Raw genomic sequence first — 18,751 nt, 5'->3', positions numbered from 1 at the left:
GCTCGAACTTGAAACGCCTCGACCTGAATAACAACAATCCTTGCTCGCCTTCCACCCGCTGGCTGCCGCTGGCCCTGGCCCTGGCGGTCAGTGCCGCGCTGCCCCAGGCCCATGCCGAGCAGGCGCCGAGCGCTATCCATATCCAGGCCCAGCCGTTGGGCCAGGCCCTGAGCCAGCTGGGGCTGCAAACCTTGCTGCAGGTGTTTTTCAGCCCTGAGCTGGTGGCCGGCAAGCAGGCCCCGGCCGTGGACGGCAAGCTGTCGCCGGAGCAAGCGTTGCGCCAGTTGCTGCAAGGCAGCGGCCTGCAATACCAGATCGACGGTGGCTCGGTGACCCTCAGCCCGGCGCCGTCGGCGGCGGGTGGCGGTCCTCTGGAACTGGGCGCCACCAGCATCAGCGTGGTGGGTGACTGGCTGGGCGACGCCAACGCGGCGGTGGTGCAGAACCACCCGGGCGCGCGTACGGTGATCCGCCGTGAAGCCATGCTCGAGCAGGGCGCGATGAACGTCGGCGACGTACTGCGTCGGGTCCCGGGCGTGCAGGTGCAGGACGCCAACGGCACCGGCGGCAGCGATATTTCCCTCAACGTCGGCGTGCGCGGCCTGACGTCGCGCCTGTCGCCGCGCTCCACGGTGCTGATCGACGGCGTGCCGGCGGCCTTCGCCCCTTATGGCCAGCCACAGTTGTCGATGGCGCCGATCTCCTCGGGCAACCTCGACAGCATCGACGTGGTGCGTGGCGCCGGTTCCGTGCGTTATGGGCCGCAGAACGTCGGCGGGGTGATCAACTTCGTGACCCGGGCCATCCCGGAAAAAGCCACCGGGGAAATCGGCAGCACCCTGGAAACCTCCCAGCGCGGCGGCTGGAAGCACATCGACACGGCCTTCCTCGGCGGCACCGCGGACAACGGCATCGGCGCCGCGCTGCTGTACTCCGGGGTCAACGGCAACGGTTATCGCGCCAGCAACAACGGCAACGACATCGACGACGTGATCCTCAAGACCCATTGGGCGCCCACCGACCAGGACGATTTCAGCCTCAACTTCCACTACTACGACGCCAAGGCCGACATGCCCGGCGGCCTGACCCAGAAGCAGTACGACGCCGACCCCTATCAGTCGGACCGCGACTGGGACAACTTCAGCGGCCGCCGCAAGGATGTGTCGTTCAAGTACCTGCGCCAGATCGACGACCGCACCCAGTTCGAAGTGCTGACCTACTACTCCGACAGCTTCCGTGGCAGCACCATCGCCGCCCGCGACCAGAAGACCCTGGTGTCCTATCCGCGCACCTACTACACCTTCGGCATCGAGCCGCGGGTGTCCCATGTGTTCGACCTCGGCCCGACCACCCAGGAAGCCAGCGTCGGCATGCGCTACCTGAAAGAAGGCATGCACGAAGAAGCCAGCCGCCTGGCCCTGGTCAACAACCAGCCGGTGGTGCGCCCGGGCTCCGACGGCCATGTGTACCAGGACCGCACCGGCGGCACCGAGGCCACCGCCTTCTACATCGACGACAAGATCGACGTCGGCAACTGGACCATCACCCCGGGGATCCGCTTCGAGAACATCCGCACCGAATGGCACGACCGCCCGGTGGCCGGTACCAATGGCGTGCCGGTGCAGGAGAAGCGCCGCGAGATCAACAGCAACGAGCCGCTGCCGGCGCTGAGCGTGATGTACCACCTCTCCGATGCGTGGAAGCTGTTCGCCAACTACGAGACGTCGTTCGGCAGCCTGCAGTACTTCCAGCTGGGCCAGGGCGGCGTGGGCGACCAGACCGCCAACGGCCTGAATCCGGAGAAGGCCAAGACCTACGAGATCGGTACGCGCTACAACGATGAGGTGTGGGGCGGTGAGCTGACGGCGTTCTACATCGACTTCTCGGACGAGCTGCAATACATCAGCAACGATGTCGGCTGGACCAACCTCGGCGCGACCAAGCACCAAGGGATCGAGGCATCGGTGCACTACGACCTGGCCGCGCTGGACCCGCGCCTCGACGGCCTGACCGCCAACGCCGGTTTCACCTACACCCGCGCGACCTATGAAGGGGGCAGCTCGGCGTTCAAGGATCGCGACCTGCCGTTCTATTCGCGGCAGGTCGCGACGCTCGGCCTGCGTTACGACATCAACCGCTGGACCTACAACATCGATGCCTTCGCCCAGTCCAAGCAGCGCTCGCCGGGCAGCATGGTCAACGCCGACGGCAGCTTCAACGACAACTACATCACCGAAGGCAGCGCCGACGGCCAGTACGGTGATATGCCGGGCTACGTCACCTGGAACGTGCGTGGCGGTTATGACTTCGGTTCCCAGCTGTCGAACCTCAAGCTCGGCGCCGGGGTGAAGAACCTCTTCGACAAGCAGTACTTCACCCGCTCCAGCGACAACAACTCCGGCATCTACGTCGGCGCGCCACGGACCTTCTTCGTCCAGGCCAGCGTCGGCTTCTGACCGACCGCGTCGCGCCCATCGCGGGCAAGCAGAAGCGAGGCTTACCCGCGATTTTTATGCCCGGCGCAAACCCCTGTAGCCGCTGCCGCAGGCTGCGATCGAGCGGCACGCTCGTGGAGATCTTGCGGGCGCTGGAGACCCTGCGGGTCTATCGCAGCCTCGCAGGCTCGGCAGCGGCTACAGGGATGGGGGACATCCTCGATATTCTGGTCAGGCCCGATGTTTGTGTAGCCGCTGCCGCAGGCTGCGATCGAGCGGCACGCTCGCGGGGATCTTGCGGGCGCTGGAGACCCTGCGGGTCTATCGCAGCCTCGCGGGCTCGGCAGCGGCTACAGGGAGCGGTGACGCCCTCGATATTCCTGTCAGCCCCGATGCTTGTGTAGCCGCTGCCGCAGGCTGCGAAAAGGCCCGCAGGGCCTTCCTGCGATCTCGAAAACGATGGCCCGCGAAAGGGCTCAGACCTTCAACACTTTGCCGCTGGCCGCCACGCCAATCAGCATCACCGCGATCAGGCCGAAGGCGATGCTCAGGCTGCTGCCATGGGCGATAAAGCCGATCAGCGCCGGGCCGGCGAGGATGCCGGCGTACCCCAGGGTGGTGATGGCCGGTACGGCGATGGCTTCGGGCATGACGGTCTGTTTGCCCACCGCGGTGTACAGCACCGGCACGATGTTCGAGCAGCCGACGCCCACCAGCGCGTAACCCACCAGCGCGGCTTCCCAGGCCGGTGCCAGGGTCGCCAGCAGCAGGCCCGCGGCGGCCACCGAGCCGCCCATGACGATCACCCGCGTGGCCCCCAGCTTGTGCACGATGGCATCGCCGGTCAGGCGGCCGACGGTCATGGTCAGGGCGAAGGCCGCGTAACCCAGGCCGGCATAGGCGGCATCCACCTGGCGCTCGGCGCTGAGGAACACCGCGCTCCAGTCCAGCACCGCGCCTTCGGCGAGGAACACCACGAAGCACAGGCAGCCAATGAACAGCACCACGCCGTGGGGCACGGCAAAGGCCGGGCCCGAACTCTGGCTGCCGTACGGCAACATGTGCGGCGCCGCCTTGAGCAGGGCGATGATCAGCAAGGCCACCACCACCAGGGTCGCGCCCAGCGGCGACAGGCCCAGGCCGAGCATGGCGCTGACCCCGGCCGCGCCGACGATGCCGCCGAGGCTGAACAGACCATGGAAGCCCGACATCATCGGCCGGCCGCTGGCCCGTTCGACGATCACCGCCTGCAGGTTCACCGTGGAATCCACCGTGCCCAGCCCGGCGCCGAACATGAACAGCCCGGCGATCAGCAGCGGCACCGTGCTTACCGTGGCCAGCAGCGGCAGGGCCAGGCAGATCAGCAGGCTGCCGGCGGCCATCACCCGCCGGCAACCGAAGCGCCCGGCAAGCACCCCGGCGATCGGCATCGCCAGGATCGAACCCACGCCCAGGCACAGCAGCAACAGGCCCAGGGTGCCTTCATCGAGCCCGGCCCGGGCCTTGGCGTAGGGCACCAGCGGCGCCCAGGCGGCGATGCCGAAACCGGCGATGAAAAAGGCGATGCGCGTGGCCATCTGTTCCAGGCGGCCGGGGCTGATCTGTTGCTCTGAGGTGTGGGTGTTGAGGGCTGTCATAAAAATCCTTGGCGGTCAGCTCCAGGCGCCTGTCGGGCAATCGGCGGTTGCCGCTGGAGGACCGGGCCGGCCGTTTCACCGACCCGTTGTTGATACACCGCCGGCGACATGGCGCCTTCGGTGTGGATAAGCAGGACGCGCGAGTGGGCGTCGAGGTGCGCGACTTTGCGCCGCGCGCCATCCTTGCACATCAGGCTCAGTCCCGCGAGGCCCGCGGCAGCGGATTCGCCGGCCAGCAGGGGAATGTCCCGGGCGCTGCCGGTGGCCAGCTGGCGCATGGCGCCGGCGGTGAGCGCGTCGGGGAGTGTGACCAGGCAATCGTTCGAAGGTTGCAGGAAGCGCCAGGCCGGGTCAGCCATCGACGAGCCCAGCGCGCCACTGGCCAGGCCCCGGCTCGCAGCCCTGGAAATAATATTGCGTGGCTGGCGAATTTGTTTCGCATAATCGCCAGCCTTTGCACAATTTCATTCCATTGATTGCCCACCACTGATTGCCCGCCCATGGATTGCCCGCATGACCACCAGCCTGGATACCTACGACCTGAAACTGCTCGCCGAACTGCAACGCGATGCGCGCACCCCGCAAAGCGAGCTGGGGTTGCGGGTGAACCTGTCCACCGCGGCGGTCAACCGGCGCCTCAAGCGCCTGAGCGATGAAGGGGTGATCGAACGCTACAGCGCGGTCATCGCTCCCGAGGCCCTGGGCTATGAGCTGAGCATCATTGTCGAGGTGGAGGTGGAGAGCGAACGCATCGATCAGCTCGATGCGCTCAAGCGCAGCTTCCAGGCCTGCCCGCAGGTGCAGCAGTGCTACTACGTGGCGGGCGAGTGCGATTTTGTGCTGATCTTCACCGTGCGCAACATGGCCCAGTACAACGAACTGACTCGTGAGCTGTTCTTCGAGAACAACAACGTCAAGCGCTTCAAGACCCTGGTGGCCATGAGTCGGGTCAAGGTCGGGCTGGATGTGCCGACCACCCCTTGAAACACCTTAATTCCCTGTAGGAGCGAGCTTGCTCGCGATCAGCCGCCAGGCTGAAAGACATGGCGGTGCATGCGGGATTTTTATCGCGAGCAAGCTCGCTTGTATGTCTTAAGGTGGGCAAGGGGCTCTTGTCACGAAACAAAACGACAACGCGGCGCCCTTGGGCGCCGTGTTGTCGTGGGGAGGCCGATCAGCCCTGGCGACGGGCATCCAGGCTGAAGCGACCGGCGCCGAAGGCCACCACTTGCAGCAGGCCGCCGGCCATGGCGATGTTCTTGAAGAAGTGGATGAATTGGTTCTGGTCGCCCAGGTTGTTGTGGAAGGCCAGGGCGGTGGCCACGCTGAACACGGCCAGGCCCAGGGCAACCAGGCGGGTGCGGTAGCCGGCGATCAGCAGCAGGCCGCCACCCAGTTCCACGGCGATGGCGATGCCCAGGGCCAGTTGCGGGAAGGGCAGGCCGACCGATTGGATGTAGCCGACCATGGCGGCCGGCGCGGCGATTTTCGAGAAGCCGGAAAGGATGAAAATGGCGCTGAGCAGGACGCGCCCGATCAGGCTGATGCTGGCGTTGCTGTTCGAGGTAGTGGACAGGCTGTTGGTCAGTGTGGACATGCTGGATTCTCTCAGTGGGTTCGGCCTCACCACCTTGGTGCGCCGCGATGGAGAGAAGTTTGCCACTGGCGTTATGAACGTAATAGCCGAATAATTTCGAGTGTCAGGTTCGATTTTTTAGAACGTAGCCTTTGCGAGAACAACCCCATGTCCAGCAACCCCGGTACGCCCACCCTCGATCAATTGCGCATCTTCCTCACCATCGTCGAGGTCGGCAGCTTTGCCGGCGCGGCGCGCAAGCTGCATCGCGCCACCTCGGTGATCAGCTATTCCATGGCCAACCTGGAGCTGCAACTGGGGGTCAGCCTGTTCGACCGCAAGACCACCCGCAAACCCCAGCTCACCGAGGCCGGGCGCACGGTGCTGGCCGAGGCGCGGAGTATCTATAACGGCATCGACGGCCTGCGGGCCAAGGTCAAGGGGCTGCTGCAAGGCCTGGAAGCAGAGGTTCACCTGGTGATCGACGTGATGTTCCCGGCGGCGCGCATCGTCGATGCGCTGAAAAACTTCCGCCGCGAGTTCCCCACGGTGCAGCTGCACCTGCACATGGAGGCCCTGGGCGCGGTGGCCGAGATGGTGCTGGCGGGGCGCGCCGCGGTGGGTGTCAGCGGCATGGTGAACCGCAATATTCCCGGTATCGAGCGGGTGCAGGTGGGGTTCGTCCGGTTGATCCCGGTCGCCGCCCCGGAACACCCGCTGGCGCAAGCATCGGTCAACCTGCCGGGGGCTGGTCGCGAGCATGTGCAGCTGGTGCTGTCAGACCGTTCCGAGCTGACGCGCAATCAGGATTTCGGCGTGGTTGGCACCCACAGCTGGCGCCTGGCGGACCTGGGCTCCAAGCATATGCTGCTCAGGGAAGGCATCGGCTGGGGCAACATGCCGGCGCCGATGGTCGAGGAGGACCTGGCCGGTGGGCGCCTGGTGCAACTCGATCTGCCGGGCGGCCAGGGCCTGCCTTATGGCTTCGACGCCATCTACCGCCTCGACACGCCACCGGGGCCGGCGGCGTCCTGGCTGATCGATTGGCTGGTGGCCCAGGCTCAGTCCGCCTGAGGCATTGCCTGATCGGCTTCCTGGAGCGGGCCGAGGGCCTGGGCCAGGAAGTCGACGAAGAAGCGGATCTTCTGCGACACATGGCGATTGCTGGCATACACCGCGTAGATGGTCCGGCGTGGCATGGAATAGCAGGGTAGGACCCGCTGCAACTGGCCGCTGTCGAGCAGCGGCTGGGCGATGAACGAGGGCAGGGCGCCAATGCCCAGCCCGGCCTGGAGCATGTCGCTGAGCATCAGGCTGTTGTCCACGGCAAAACGCACCGGCAGTTCCAGGCGGCTGCTGCCTTGCGGGCCTTCCAGCTGCCAGTGGCCGGGGTGTTCGGCCAGGCGATAGGCCAGGCAGCTGTGCTCGCGCAGATCATCGACCGTCTGTGGGCTGCCCTTGGCCTGCAGGTAGGCCGGGGCGGCGCAGATCACCTGTTCGATTTCCCCCAGGCGCCGGGCGATCAGCGACGAGTCGCTCAACTGTCGGCGTATCCGCAGCGACACGTCGAAGCCTTCGCTCACCACATCCAGCAGGCGGTCGTCGAGGGTCAGGTCGATGTGAAATTGCGGGTAGCGCCGCATGAAGTCGGCCAGGATCGGCGACAGCACCTTGAGGCCGAACGACAGCGGCGCGTTGACCCGCAAGCGGCCGCCGGGCTCGCGGGTGCCGGCGCGGGTCGCGCATTCCAGGGCCGTCAGTTCGTCGAGCAGGTGGCAGCACTCGCTGAAGTAGGCCTGGCCGGCGTCCGACAGGCTCATGCGGCGCGTGGTACGCAGCAGCAACAGGCTGCCCAGGTGTTCCTCCAGCTGGCGCACCTGCTTGCTGACCGCGGCGGTGGATTGCCCCAGGTCGTTGGCCGCGAGGCTGAAGCTGGCGCGCTCCACCACGCGGCGAAAGGTGCGCATGGCTGCCAGCACATCCATATTGTTTCTCCTGGGTTGAATATGTCTTAACGAAACGGCTGATTATCGCCGAATTGTTAATCCATACCATGGGCACTTCATTTCACAGGAGTGTCGTCATGGCTGTTTCCCGTTTGTTGTCTGTCATCCCCGGCCTGGCCGCCTTGTCGCTGTTCAGTGCGCTGTGCGGCGCCGCGCCCCAGGCCGAAGTCGGCGTCAGCCCCTGGGGGCCGAAGGATGAGATCGGCCGCCTGAACCTGATCACCGAGCAGTCGCGGGCGGCGATCATGGCTCGGGTCAGCGGCAGCCAGGCCTACGACCTGGCGGTCGAGTATTTCGTCGGCATGCCCAGCTGGCAGGCGGCGGGCGATCCGCCGTACCAAATGTGGATGACCCACACCCCGCACGGCAATGTGATCGCCGACCCGATGCAGGTCGGCGAGCCGATGAACCGGCATGTCAGCTATACCGGCTCGGCGGTGTCGATGTATGCCCACATGGGCACCCATATCGATGCGCTCAACCACTTCGGCCTCGACGGCAAGATCTGGAACGGCTTTCGCGCCGACCAGCACCTGGGCGACCGTGGCTGGAATGTCACCGGCGCGGAAAAACTGCCGCCGATCGTTGCCCGCGGGGTGCTGATCGACGTTGCCGCGGCCAAGGGCGTGGACATGCTGGCGGACAATTACCGGGTGACCCGCGCCGACCTGCAACAGGCGCTGAAGGCGCAGAAGGTCAGCCTGGAAAAGGGCGACGTGGTGCTGATCCGCACCGGGCGCATGCGCGACTATGAAAAGGCCCAGGCCTATATGGCCAACCCGCCGGGCATGAGCCTGGACGCGGCGAAGTTCCTGGTGGAGGAGGGCGGCGCGATGGTGGTGGGCGCCGACAACCTGAGTTTCGAGACCTTCCCGTCGGAGGTGGAAGGCAATTACTTGCCGTTGCATACCTACCTGCTGGCGATGCAGGGTGCGCCGATCCTGGAGCTGGTCAACCTCGAAGGCCTGTCGCGGGACCGGGTGTACCAGTTCGCCTTTATCGGCGCGTCGTTGAAGTTGCGCGGTGCCGATGCCGCGCCGATTCGGCCGATTGCCTTGCCGATTCGCTAGCCGCCAGTCGTGCGACCTGTAACCGCTGCCGCTCGCTCAGCCCCGATGTTTATGTAGCCGCTGCCGCAGGCTGCGATCGAGCGGCACGCTCGCGGGGATCTTGCGGACGCTGGAGACCCTGCGGGTCTATCGCAGCCTCGCGGGCTCGGCAGCGGCTACAGGAGGGGGCACCCTCGATATTCCGCTCAGGCCCGATGTTTATGTAGCCGCTGCCGCAGGCTGCGATCGAGCGGCACGCTCGCGGGGATTTTGTGGGTGCTGGAGACCCTGCGGGTCTATCGCAGCCTCGCGGGCTCGGCAGCGGCTACAGGGGCTGTCGGCGTTAGTCTTGCTCGCATAACGCCCGCAGGGCCGGGTCGCGCACTTGCATCAGCTCGAACAGCCCCAGGACCCTGAGTGCCGGCAGGGCTGCCCGCAGATCCTCCTCGGCTATGCGCCGCTGCTGCGCCGAGGTGCCCGGGTCGCTCCACAGCCGGGCATTGATCAGAAAGGCCCCCACCGTACCCTTGCGTACCCGGGTGCCGTTGAAGTCGCCATGGTTGAGTTGATCGGGTAACAGGTCTTCGGCGCGCATGGATCGATCCTCGTGTGAATGAGCGCTCAGTCTGCGGCCTGGGGATTGGCTAAACTGCCTGGTTCTTGCCATTGAATAACGTAAAACAGCCAATGTCCCAACCTTTGGTTTCCCCCTTACTCGCTCAAGCCGAGGACGGCCCTCTGCTGGTTGCGACGTGGCAACACAGCCCGATCGAACGGCAGACCGCCGCCCACAGTCATGCCCGCGGCCAATTGCTCGGCGCCCGGCGCGGCCTGCTGTCGGTGACGGCGGCCGACAGCCAGTGGGTGGTGCCGGCGACCCATGCGGTGTGGGTGCCGCCCCGCTGCGAACACGCCCTGCGTTCCCATGGCCCGTTCGACGGCTGGAGCATCTATGTCGAGCCCGAGACCTGCCACGAACTGCCGGCGCAACCACGGATCATTGCCACCTCCGGGCTGTTGCGGGAGGCGGTGATGCGTGCGGCGAGCTGGCCACAAGGCGCGCTGGATGAGCCGCAATTGCGCATCGCCCGGGTGATCCTCGATGAACTGGGCAGCCTGCCGGTGGAACCCTTTGGCCTGCCATTGCCTGTGGACCCGCGGTTGCGGCGGATCTGCCAGGTGCTGGCCGACGACCTGGCGGACAGCCGCGGCCTGGAGGCCTGGGCGCAATGGGCGGGGATCTCGCCACGAACCCTGGCCCGGCGTTTTGTCGCCGAGACCGGTTTTGCCTTCAGCCAGTGGCGGCAGCGCGCGCGATTGCTGCGGGCCCTGGAGCGCCTGGCGGCGGGCGATGCAGTGACCCGGGTGGCGCTGGACCTGGGCTACGACAATGTCAGCGCCTTTATCGCCATGTTCCGCCGTCAGTTCGGGGTGACGCCGGGGCGCTATTTCGCCCGGCACGGAACAGGCTGAGCGTCGCTACCCCGGTACAAGCGGGCGCATGCCCTCACCCCGCGGAAAACCGCTCCCGGCTGTTGCTCAGGTGGGTCCACATCGCCGCCCGCGCCGCATCCGGGTCCTGGCGGCGGATGGCGGCGTAGAGGGTTTCGTGTTCCTGGTTGGCCAGGGTCGCCAGTTGCGCCAGGTCGACATCGCCGCGCTCGGCGTCGCGCACCCGGGTCCGGGGGATCAGGGCGTTGCCCAGCGATTGCAGGATCTGCACGAAATAGGGGTTGCCGGTGGCTTCGGCGATCAGCAGGTGGAAACGCTGGTCGGCCTCCACGCAACTGTCGTTGTTGGCCAGCAGTTGCTGGTAGTCGTCCAGCGCCTGGCGCATCTGCGCCAGTTGCTCGGCGCTGCGCCGGCGGGCGGCGAGAGCCACCGCCTGGGTTTCCAGGCCCAGGCGCAATTCGAGGATGTCGCGCACGCTCAGGGCGGTATCGACGTTCAAGCGCAGGCCGTGGGTGTCCTGGCGCTCCAGGACAAAACTGCCGACGCCATGGTGGGTTTCCACCCAGCCGGCGGCCTGCAGTTTGGAGATGGCTTCGCGCACCACGGTGCGGCTGACGCCATGGGCGCGGACGATGGTGCTTTCCGACGGCAGCTTGTCACCGGGCTTGAGCAGGCCGCGCATGATCTGTTGGGTCAGGTCGCTGACCAGGTCATGGGCCAGGTTGGTGGAAGGGCGACGGCGGCCCGGGGCGATATCGGATTCGGTGCTCATGGCAAGGTCGCGCGGGGAGGAAGCAAAAAGCTTATCACCGAAGTGGCCGAGCAGGGCTCAACTTGTCTGACATGTATGACAAGTTGTCGGATAAGTCACTTCAGGGTTCAGTGCAGGTTCTTAGCGCGAGTGCAGCCTGAAAAATATTTCAGTGCCTGTGTTTTTTATTTATATGAATTAAATCAATCAGTTAAGTTTATTTTTCAACATTCTCTTCGATCAGTAGAGCCTCGCGTACTGACTTCTGCGACGAGTCTGCGCTTGTGACGCTATTTTTCTACTTGTATGATGACTGTTAACTGAGGCGCTCGCCCAGTCACCCGCACACAACAACAAACAAGTGGGAGAGGCATCGTGAATACCACCCTCAATCCGGCCGGCGACGATTCCCTGCTGGCCATCGCCGTGGCGAAGGTCAAGCGCCATGTGCTGCCGCTGTTCGTCATCATGTTCATCGTCAACTACATCGACCGGGTCAACATCGGCTTCGTCCGCACCCACCTGGAACATGACCTGGGCATCGGTGCCGCGGCCTACGGTTTTGGCGCCGGGCTGTTCTTCATCGGTTACGCGTTGTTCGAAGTGCCGTCCAACATGCTGTTGCAGCGGGTCGGCGCGCGGATCTGGCTGACCCGCATCATGTTCACTTGGGGGTTGGTGGCCACGGCCATGGCCTTCGTGCAGAACGAAACCCAGTTCTATGTGCTGCGCTTCCTGCTGGGGGTGGCCGAGGCCGGGTTCTTCCCCGGGGTGATCTACTACTTCACCCGCTGGCTGCCCGGCGTGGAGCGGGGCAAGGCGATCGCCATTTTCCTAAGCGGTTCGGCCGTGGCTTCACTGGTCTCCGGCCCATTGTCCGGAGCGCTGTTGCAGATCGAGGGCCTGGGCTGGCACGGCTGGCAGTGGATGTTCATCGTCGAGGGCATGGCCTCGGTGCTGCTCTGCGGTTTTGTCTGGTTCTGGCTCGACTCCACGCCCCGCGACGCCAAGTGGCTGAGCCCCGCCGAGCAGGAGGCGCTGGTGCGGGCGATCGACAGCGAACAGCGCGAGCGCGAAGCGGCGATGCCGGTCAAGCCGTCGCTCTGGACCCTGCTCAAGGACCGGCAGATCCTGCTGTTCTGCCTGATCTACTTCTGCATCCAGCTGACCATCTACGCCGCGACCTTCTGGCTGCCGAGCATCATCAAGAAGATGGGCGACCTCAGCGACCTGCAGGTGGGCTTCTTCAATTCCATTCCCTGGCTGATCTCGATCATCGCCATGTATGCCTTCGCCGCGGCGTCCGGCAAATGGAAGTTCCAGCAGGCCTGGGTCGCCAGCGCCTTGCTGGTGGCGGCTGCGGGGATGTTCCTGTCCACCACCGGCGGGCCGGTGTTCGCCTTCGTCGCCGTGTGCTTCGCCGCTATCGGCTTCAAGTCGGCATCCGCGCTGTTCTGGCCGATTCCCCAGGCCTACCTGGATGCGCGCATCGCCGCCGCGGTGATCGCCCTGATCAACTCCATCGGCAACCTCGGCGGCTTCGTCGCCCCGGCCACCTTCGGCCTGCTGGAGCAGCGCACCGGGTCGATCCAGGGTGGCCTGTACGGCCTGGCGGCGACCTCGATCATCGCCGCGATCATCGTGTTTTTCGCCCGCACCCGGCCCAAGGCCCATGTCATGCCGACGCCCTTGGACGATGCCCGCCCGCTGCTGGACAAAACCCACTGACTTTTGCCGACAGGAACCGACCCATGACTTTTGAATCCACCCATCATCACCCTGGCCAGACACCACTCATCACCCGACTGCAAGTGGTGCCGGTGGCCGGGCATGACAGCATGCTGCTCAACCTCAGCGGCGCCCACGGCCCGTTTTTCACCCGCAATATCGTGATCCTTACCGACAGCGCCGGTAACACCGGGGTCGGTGAAGTGCCGGGGGGCGAGCGGATTCGCGCCACCCTCGAGGAGGCCCGCGAACTGCTGGTCGGCCAGCCCATCGGCCATTACCAGAAGCTGCTCAACCAGGTGCGCCATCGTTTTGCCGAGCGCGATGCCGGCGGGCGGGGCCAGCAGACTTTCGACCTGCGCATCGCCATCCATGCGGTGACCGCGCTGGAAGCGGCGCTGCTCGACCTGCTCGGCCAGTTCCTCGGGGTGCCGGTGGCGGCGCTGCTCGGCGAAGGCCAGCAACGCGAATCGGTGAAGATGCTCGGCTACCTGTTCTACATCGGCGACCGGCACCAGACCGACCTGGCCTACCGCAACGAAGCCGAGGCCGACGATGCCTGGCTGCGCCTGCGCCATGAACCGGCCCTGAACGCCGAGAGCATCGTGCGCCTGGCCGAGGCGGCCAAGGCGCGGTATGGCTTCAACGACTTCAAGCTCAAGGGCGGCGTGCTGCGCGGCGAAGAGGAAATGGAGGCCGTCACCGCCCTGGCCGAATGCTTTCCCAAGGCGCGCATCACCCTCGACCCCAACGGTGCCTGGTCGCTGAAACAGGCAATCGCCCTGTGTCGCGATCAACACCGGGTGCTGGCCTATGCCGAAGACCCCTGCGGCGCGGAAAACGGTTATTCCGGGCGCGAGGTGATGGCCGAATTCCGCCGCGCCACCGGGCTGCCCACCGCGACCAACATGATCGCCACCGACTGGCGGGAAATGGGCCACGCGATCCAGTTGCAAGCGGTGGACATTCCCCTGGCCGATCCGCATTTCTGGACGATGCAGGGTTCGGTGCGGGTGGCGCAGATGTGCCATGAATGGGGCCTGACCTGGGGCTCGCATTCCAACAACCACTTCGACATTTCCCTGGCCATGTTCACCCATGTGGCGGCCGCGGCGCCGGGCGAGATCACCGCCATCGACACCCACTGGATCTGGCAGGACGGCCAGCACCTGACCCGCAATCCGCTGCAGATCGTCGAGGGCTGCGTGGCGGTGCCGCAGACGCCGGGGCTGGGCGTCGAACTGGACCTGGACGCGCTGGCCCGCGCCCATGAGCTGTACAACAGCCGGGGCCTGGGGGCGCGGGACGACAGCGTGGCCATGCAGTTCCTGATCCCGGGCTGGCGCTTCGACAACAAGCAGCCGTGCCTGGTGCGCTGAGCCAGGCAGGAGAAGCTTGGCCGGGCCGCTGCATTCACAGTAATGTCAGCGGCCCGTCTGCTTTTGGAGCCCTGCAATGACTGCTTTCTACGATGCCCGCGGCAATCTTTACGGCGTGGTGGCGCCCGAGGCGGTACGCCGGTTGGGGATCGCCTTGCCGGCCAGCGCGGCCGAGGCGGCGCTGGCCCGGGCCAATTGGAGCGAGCAGGCCATCGAAGCCCTGTGCAGTTGGCCCTCCGGCACCCGGCCGGAAGGGGCCAAGGCCCATCGCAGCGACGGTTTGCTGGTCGGGCCGTTCCAGGACGCGCCGCCGTTCGACCTGCTGATCGTCAACACCGACGGCACCCTGGCCGAGCGCAGCGGCAACGGCCTGACCATCTTTTCCCAGGCCTTGACCGAGCAAGGGCTGCTGCCGGCCCAGGGGCCTGCGCAGCTGCGGGTGCATCACGACAAGCCGGACGGGGTGTCGCCGCTGGCGACCCTGGTCGAGCCGGCACAGGTCGCCGGGGTATCCGGCTTCTGGCTGGACCTCGGGCAACCGGCGTTCGGCCCGCACGCCGTCGGTGCGCAACACGGGGTCGAGCATGACGGTTCGAGCTGTGTCGAGCTGAGCCGGGTGCGCGGGCTGGCGCGGTTGCACCCGCAATGGTGCCGTAGCCAGTTCGTGCGTATTGGCAACCCCCATTGCGTGACCCTGGTCAGTGACGCCAGCGCCTTGCCGGGCAACCGGCAGATGAGCGAAGCGCCCCTGGCCGAGGCCCTGACCCGTATCGCCTACGCCCTGCCCACCGGCAGCGGTGAACCCTGTCCGGCCGGGGTGAACCTGCAATGGGCGTGGCTGGAGGGCCCGCAGCGCATCGCTGCACGGGTGTTCGAACGCGGCGAAGGCCCCACGGCATCCTCCGGCACCAGCGCCAGCGCGGTGTGGCGGGTCGGTTGGGTCAAGGCCGGCGAAGTCGCGGTGGTGATGCCCGGCGGCACCGCGCCGCTGCGCCTGGAAGCGCGGGGTGGGGAGTTGGTGCGGGTCAGTCTGTTCGGTACCGCCCGCGCCCTGTAGCCGCTGCCGCAGGCTGCGTAAAGATCCGCAGGATCTTCCGACGTCCTTGAGATCGCTGCGACCGTGCCGGTCGATCGCAGCCTGCGGCAGCGGCTACAGAGGAGGCGATGACGTCAGCGGTCGTTACACAAAACCTGCGTCGCCCGGCAGCTCGACCTGGGCCATCTGCCGTTTCATCAGCACCTTGCCGTCGCGGATCGAGTACAGCGGCAAGCCCTGGCTGCGGATCATTTCGTAGTCGCTGTCGGCCGACAGGATCAGCAGGTTGGCCGGCCGGCCTTCTTCCAGGCCGTAGCGCTCGCCCAGGGCCAGGGCCTTGGCGCTGTTGTCGGTGACCAGGTCGAGGGCGCTCTGCAGGTTGCGGTAGCCGAGCATGTGGCAGATATGCAGGCCGGCTTCCAGCACCCGCAGGATGTTGCCGTTACCCAGGGGGTACCAGGGATCGACGATCGAGTCCTGGCCGAAACACACGTTCATCCCGGCTTCCAGCAGCTCGTTGACCCGGGTCACGCCGCGGCGTTTCGGGAAGCTGTCGAAGCGCCCCTGCAGGTGGATGCTTTCGGTGGGGCAGGAGACGAAGCTGATGCCCGAGTGGCCGAGCAGGCGGAACAGCTTGGCGCAGTAGGCGTTGTCGTAGGAGCCCATGGCGGTGGTGTGGCTGGCGGTCACCCGCGAACCCATGTCGCGGCTGCGAGCTTCCTCGGCCAGCACTTCGAGAAAACGCGAATGCGGGTCGTCGGTCTCGTCGCAATGCACGTCCACCAGGCAGCCGGTGCGTTCGGCCAGGTCCATGAGGAACTTCACCGAGCTGACGCCCTGGTCGCGGGTGTACTCGAAGTGCGGGATACCGCCCACCACATCGGCGCCCAGGCGGATCGCCTCTTCCATCAACTCGCGGCCGTTGCGGTAGCTTTCGATGCCTTCCTGAGGGAAGGCGACGATCTGCATGTCCACCAGGTGCGCGCTTTGCTCGCGCACTTCGAGCATGGCCTTGAGCGCGGTCAGCTCCGGGTCGGTGACATCGACATGGGTACGCACGTGCTGGATGCCGTGGGCGGCGAGGGCGCGCAGGGTTTTCCGGGCGCGGGCCTTGGTGTCTTCCTGGGTGATGGTGACCTTGCGCTCGCCCCAGCATTCGATGCCTTCGAACAGGGTGCCGCTCATGTTCCAGCGCGGCTCGCCCGCGGTGAGGGTGGCGTCCAGGTGAATGTGCGGCTCGACGAAGGGCGGCACCACCAGGTTGCCGCCGGCGTCGAGGTCGTCGGGGCCCAGGGTCGGGGCTTCGGTCTGCCGGGCGATGCTGGCGATGCGACCGTTCTCCAGGTGCAGTTCGTGCAGGCCTTCGCGGTTGCGCAGGCGGGCGTTGATGATGAGCATCGGAGCGATTCCTTTTTCAATCCAGGCGGTCAGGGTACGGCGCTCGGGCCGGCGGCCGCAACGTCGCGTGGCCCGGGCTCATGCCTGGATGTCCGCGGCGGTGGTGGCGCGTGCGCCGAGCAGGCTGCTCAGCAGCATGTAGCTCAGGGCGGCGGCTGCGATGCCTACCAGTGGAGCGACCCAGGGCGAGCCGAAGGCCGCCACGGTGCCGATGGCATAGGCGCCCAGGCCGGCCCAGTTGAACGCCGGCAATTTGCTGTCGGCCAGGCGCGGGTACTGGCCGCGGTAGCGATAGAAGAAGTCGGCCATGATCACCCCGCCAATCGGCGGGATCACCGTGCCCAGCAGAATCAGGTAGGGCACCAGCATGTCGTACATGCCCAGCAGCGCCAGCAGGGTGCCGATCACCGCCCCGGCCAGGGTCACAGTCTTGCGTCGGCCAGTGCGCAGCAGGTTGCAGCCGGCGACGGCGAAGTTGTAGATGGTGTTGTCCTGGGTGCTCCAGATATTCAGCAGGAGCATGGCCATGGCGGCCATGGCGAAGCCCTGCAACAGCAGCACTTCGACCACGTCCGGCTGCTGGTAGACGATGGCGCCGTAGGCACCGATCAGCACCATCAGGCCGTTGCCGATAAAAAAGCCGATCAGGCTGGCCAGCACGGCGACCCTGGCCGAGCGGGAAAAACGCGTCCAGTTGGTGGCCTGGGTGGCGCCGCTGACGAAGGTGCCGAACACCAGGGTGATGGCCGTGGACAGGTCGAGGCTGGCGCTCGGCACCACGGCCAGCAACCCCTCGAGGCCGCCGACCTTGACCGTGGCCACCCACATCGACAGCAACAGCAGCAGGGCCATGGCCGGCACCGCGATCCAGGAGAGGATTTCCAGCCCGCGATAACCGACGTAGGCGGTGACGCAGAACACCAGACCGAACAGCACCATCAGCCCCAGCACGGTGCCCTGGCCCAGTTCGAAATACTTGCCCAGCACCACCGCGGCGGTGGCGGTGCCCCAGGCGTACCAGCCGATCTGGGTGAACCCGAGGATCAGGTCGCTGAGCTTGCTGCCCACCTCGCCGAAACAGAAGCGCCCCATCAACACCGAGTTCAGGCCGCTCTTGAAGGCGATATAGCCCAGGCCCGCCGCATACAGGCCCAGCAGCAGGTTGCCGAGGACGATCACCCCGAGCATCTGGCCGAAGCTGAAGGCCACGCCGAGCTTGCCGCCGGCGAACATGGTGGCGGTGAAAAAGGTGAAGCCCAGCAGCACCATGGCCGTGGAGGCCAGGCCCTTGCGCGCGTGCATCGGCACTTCGCTGAGCGGGTAGTCGTTGCCTGGATCGTTCTGCGTCATGTGCCTTCCCCTGATTGGCCCAGGCGTGGCCTGGTGCGTAAGCGACGCAGGCATCTGCTGCAGTCGCCGTGCCAACGCCCCCAGGGTCAGGGGCGTTCGGCTGGCGCTGTGCAACCTGCAGGAGATTTATAGACAAGCAGGGGATTTTTGCTTTCCGGCGCGGCCGATTGGCCGGCTCAGGCGCGAAAGCGGTGCGCCGGTGAGACAAATTGGATCACGGACGCCCGATCAATCGAACAGGGTCAGGCGGGTTTCGCCGCGGTGGAAGGCAAAGGCGGCTTCGATATCGCTTTCCACGGTGCGGCCGCGGGACAGTTCGGGCAGGGCGTCGAGGGCGAAGAACCCGGCGTCGCTGACTTCCGAGCCGGCCACCGGGGCGCTGCGCTCACTGCGCTCGCAGAGAAAATACAGCTTGTAGAAGTCCCGGGTGTCGGGGGTGAAGGGGCCCTTGGCCTTGTGCCGGACGCTGTAGAGGGCGCGGGCCGAGACGCTGAGCCCGGCCTCTTCGTGGATCTCCTTGACGATGTTTTCGGCGGCCGACAAGCCGATGTCGGCATACCCGCCGGGCATGGCCCAGCGCCCGTCGGTCTGTTCGCGGACCAGGAGGATGCGCTGGTCTTCGATCAAGGCGCCGCGCACATCCACCAGGGGTGTCGAGTAGCGTTTGGCGAAGTCCGACACCAGGCCGGCGATGCGTTCCAGGGGCACGTCGGCCAGTTGCGCGAGCATGCTGTGGGCGATGTCGGCGACTTCCTGGTAACGCTCGCGATCGAACGGGTCCTTGCAAAAATGCAGCCCGGTGGAGGCCAGGGCCTGCAAGCGTTTGGCGTGGGTGAGCCAGGTGTTTTCCATGGTGCGTGTCCTCAGGTAATCGCTGGGGCTGAATCCGTCACTGTAGGCGCGAGCTTGCTCGCGATGAGGCCCTTGAGCATTGCATCGGCCTTGAAGACTTAT

General features: G+C 66.0%; 17 protein-coding genes. 8 read left to right on the top strand and 9 right to left on the bottom strand.

Features of this window, described 5'->3' with window-relative positions; translation table 11 throughout:
* Positions 1-8: 8 nt before the first annotated feature.
* Positions 9-2,456, top strand: a complete 2,448-nt coding sequence (locus AC3RCP_RS21340; RefSeq protein WP_492570921.1) for a TonB-dependent siderophore receptor — start codon at positions 9-11, stop codon at positions 2,454-2,456.
* 455 nt (positions 2,457-2,911) lie between these two features.
* Here the strand turns inward: AC3RCP_RS21340 and AC3RCP_RS21335 are convergent, their stop codons facing one another.
* The gene (locus AC3RCP_RS21335) at positions 2,912-4,072 is read right to left on the bottom strand and encodes an MFS transporter (protein WP_087091688.1); all 1,161 of its coding nucleotides are present in this window, start codon (positions 4,070-4,072) and stop codon (positions 2,912-2,914) included.
* Positions 4,069-4,431: a hypothetical protein gene (locus AC3RCP_RS21330; RefSeq protein ID WP_492570922.1), complete on the bottom strand. Its 363-nt coding sequence runs from the start codon at positions 4,429-4,431 to the stop codon at positions 4,069-4,071. The genes AC3RCP_RS21335 and AC3RCP_RS21330 overlap by 4 nt, the downstream gene beginning before the upstream one ends.
* 154 nt (positions 4,432-4,585) lie before the next feature.
* Here AC3RCP_RS21330 and AC3RCP_RS21325 point away from each other — a divergent pair, with 154 nt between their 5' ends.
* Complete coding sequence (locus AC3RCP_RS21325) at positions 4,586-5,056, top strand: Lrp/AsnC family transcriptional regulator (protein ID WP_492570923.1); 471 nt, start codon at positions 4,586-4,588, stop codon at positions 5,054-5,056.
* Between the two features lie 190 nt (positions 5,057-5,246).
* On the opposite strand, the gene AC3RCP_RS21320 is transcribed toward AC3RCP_RS21325, so the two are convergent.
* Entirely contained in the window at positions 5,247-5,669 is a 423-nt protein-coding gene (locus AC3RCP_RS21320) for a DoxX family protein (protein ID WP_007932743.1), read from the bottom strand.
* A gap of 147 nt (positions 5,670-5,816) precedes the next feature.
* On the opposite strand from AC3RCP_RS21320, the gene AC3RCP_RS21315 reads away from it, so the two are divergent.
* Positions 5,817-6,722: a LysR family transcriptional regulator gene (locus AC3RCP_RS21315; protein ID WP_492570924.1), complete on the top strand. Its 906-nt coding sequence runs from the start codon at positions 5,817-5,819 to the stop codon at positions 6,720-6,722.
* Here the strand turns inward: AC3RCP_RS21315 and AC3RCP_RS21310 are convergent.
* Complete coding sequence (locus AC3RCP_RS21310; protein WP_101338536.1) at positions 6,710-7,633, bottom strand: LysR family transcriptional regulator; 924 nt, start codon at positions 7,631-7,633, stop codon at positions 6,710-6,712. The two genes, AC3RCP_RS21315 and AC3RCP_RS21310, sit on opposite strands and share 13 nt — an antisense overlap.
* Positions 7,634-7,731: 98 nt before the next feature.
* Here AC3RCP_RS21310 and AC3RCP_RS21305 point away from each other — a divergent pair, with 98 nt between their 5' ends.
* Entirely contained in the window at positions 7,732-8,724 is a 993-nt protein-coding gene (locus AC3RCP_RS21305) for a cyclase family protein (protein ID WP_101338535.1), read from the top strand.
* Between the two features lie 322 nt (positions 8,725-9,046).
* On the opposite strand, the gene AC3RCP_RS21300 is transcribed toward AC3RCP_RS21305, so the two are convergent.
* On the bottom strand, positions 9,047-9,298 hold the full coding sequence (locus AC3RCP_RS21300) for a DUF7709 family protein (RefSeq protein WP_101338534.1): 252 nt from the start codon (positions 9,296-9,298) through the stop codon (positions 9,047-9,049).
* 92 nt (positions 9,299-9,390) lie between these two features.
* Here AC3RCP_RS21300 and AC3RCP_RS21295 point away from each other — a divergent pair, with 92 nt between their 5' ends.
* The gene (locus AC3RCP_RS21295; protein ID WP_101338533.1) at positions 9,391-10,176 is read left to right on the top strand and encodes an AraC family transcriptional regulator; all 786 of its coding nucleotides are present in this window, start codon (positions 9,391-9,393) and stop codon (positions 10,174-10,176) included.
* A 34-nt stretch (positions 10,177-10,210) separates the two neighbouring features.
* Here the strand turns inward: AC3RCP_RS21295 and AC3RCP_RS21290 are convergent, their stop codons facing one another.
* Positions 10,211-10,927 carry a FadR/GntR family transcriptional regulator gene (locus AC3RCP_RS21290; RefSeq protein WP_007930610.1) on the bottom strand — a complete coding sequence of 239 codons (717 nt, stop codon included), beginning with the start codon at positions 10,925-10,927 and terminating at the stop codon, positions 10,211-10,213.
* Positions 10,928-11,281: 354 nt separating this feature from the next.
* Between AC3RCP_RS21290 and AC3RCP_RS21285 the strand changes: the two genes are divergently transcribed.
* From AC3RCP_RS21285 to AC3RCP_RS21275, 3 genes are all read left to right on the top strand, one after another.
* Entirely contained in the window at positions 11,282-12,634 is a 1,353-nt protein-coding gene (locus AC3RCP_RS21285) for an MFS transporter (protein WP_062825267.1), read from the top strand.
* Between the two features lie 23 nt (positions 12,635-12,657).
* Positions 12,658-14,013 (top strand): glucarate dehydratase, encoded by a 1,356-nt coding sequence (gene gudD, locus AC3RCP_RS21280; protein ID WP_492570925.1) that lies wholly within the window; start codon positions 12,658-12,660, stop codon positions 14,011-14,013.
* 76 nt (positions 14,014-14,089) lie between these two features.
* On the top strand, positions 14,090-15,070 hold the full coding sequence (locus tag AC3RCP_RS21275) for a diaminopimelate epimerase (RefSeq protein ID WP_492570926.1): 981 nt from the start codon (positions 14,090-14,092) through the stop codon (positions 15,068-15,070).
* 123 nt (positions 15,071-15,193) lie between these two features.
* Here AC3RCP_RS21275 and codA read toward each other — a convergent pair whose 3' ends face one another.
* The 3 genes from codA to AC3RCP_RS21260 form a co-directional block, all read right to left on the bottom strand.
* Complete coding sequence (codA, locus tag AC3RCP_RS21270; RefSeq protein ID WP_007930597.1) at positions 15,194-16,447, bottom strand: cytosine deaminase; 1,254 nt, start codon at positions 16,445-16,447, stop codon at positions 15,194-15,196.
* 78 nt (positions 16,448-16,525) lie between these two features.
* The gene (gene codB, locus AC3RCP_RS21265; RefSeq protein WP_492570927.1) at positions 16,526-17,797 is read right to left on the bottom strand and encodes a cytosine permease; all 1,272 of its coding nucleotides are present in this window, start codon (positions 17,795-17,797) and stop codon (positions 16,526-16,528) included.
* Positions 17,798-18,025: 228 nt separating this feature from the next.
* Positions 18,026-18,649, bottom strand: coding sequence for an NUDIX hydrolase (locus AC3RCP_RS21260; protein WP_053261915.1), 624 nt, complete (start codon positions 18,647-18,649; stop codon positions 18,026-18,028).
* Positions 18,650-18,751: the final 102 nt, after the last annotated feature.

It is taken from the genome of Pseudomonas sp. GW822-FHT05A08 (assembly GCF_058800485.1).
The sequence above is the reverse complement of the archived record's forward strand: the minus strand, read 5'-3'. Positions and strand labels throughout refer to the sequence as shown.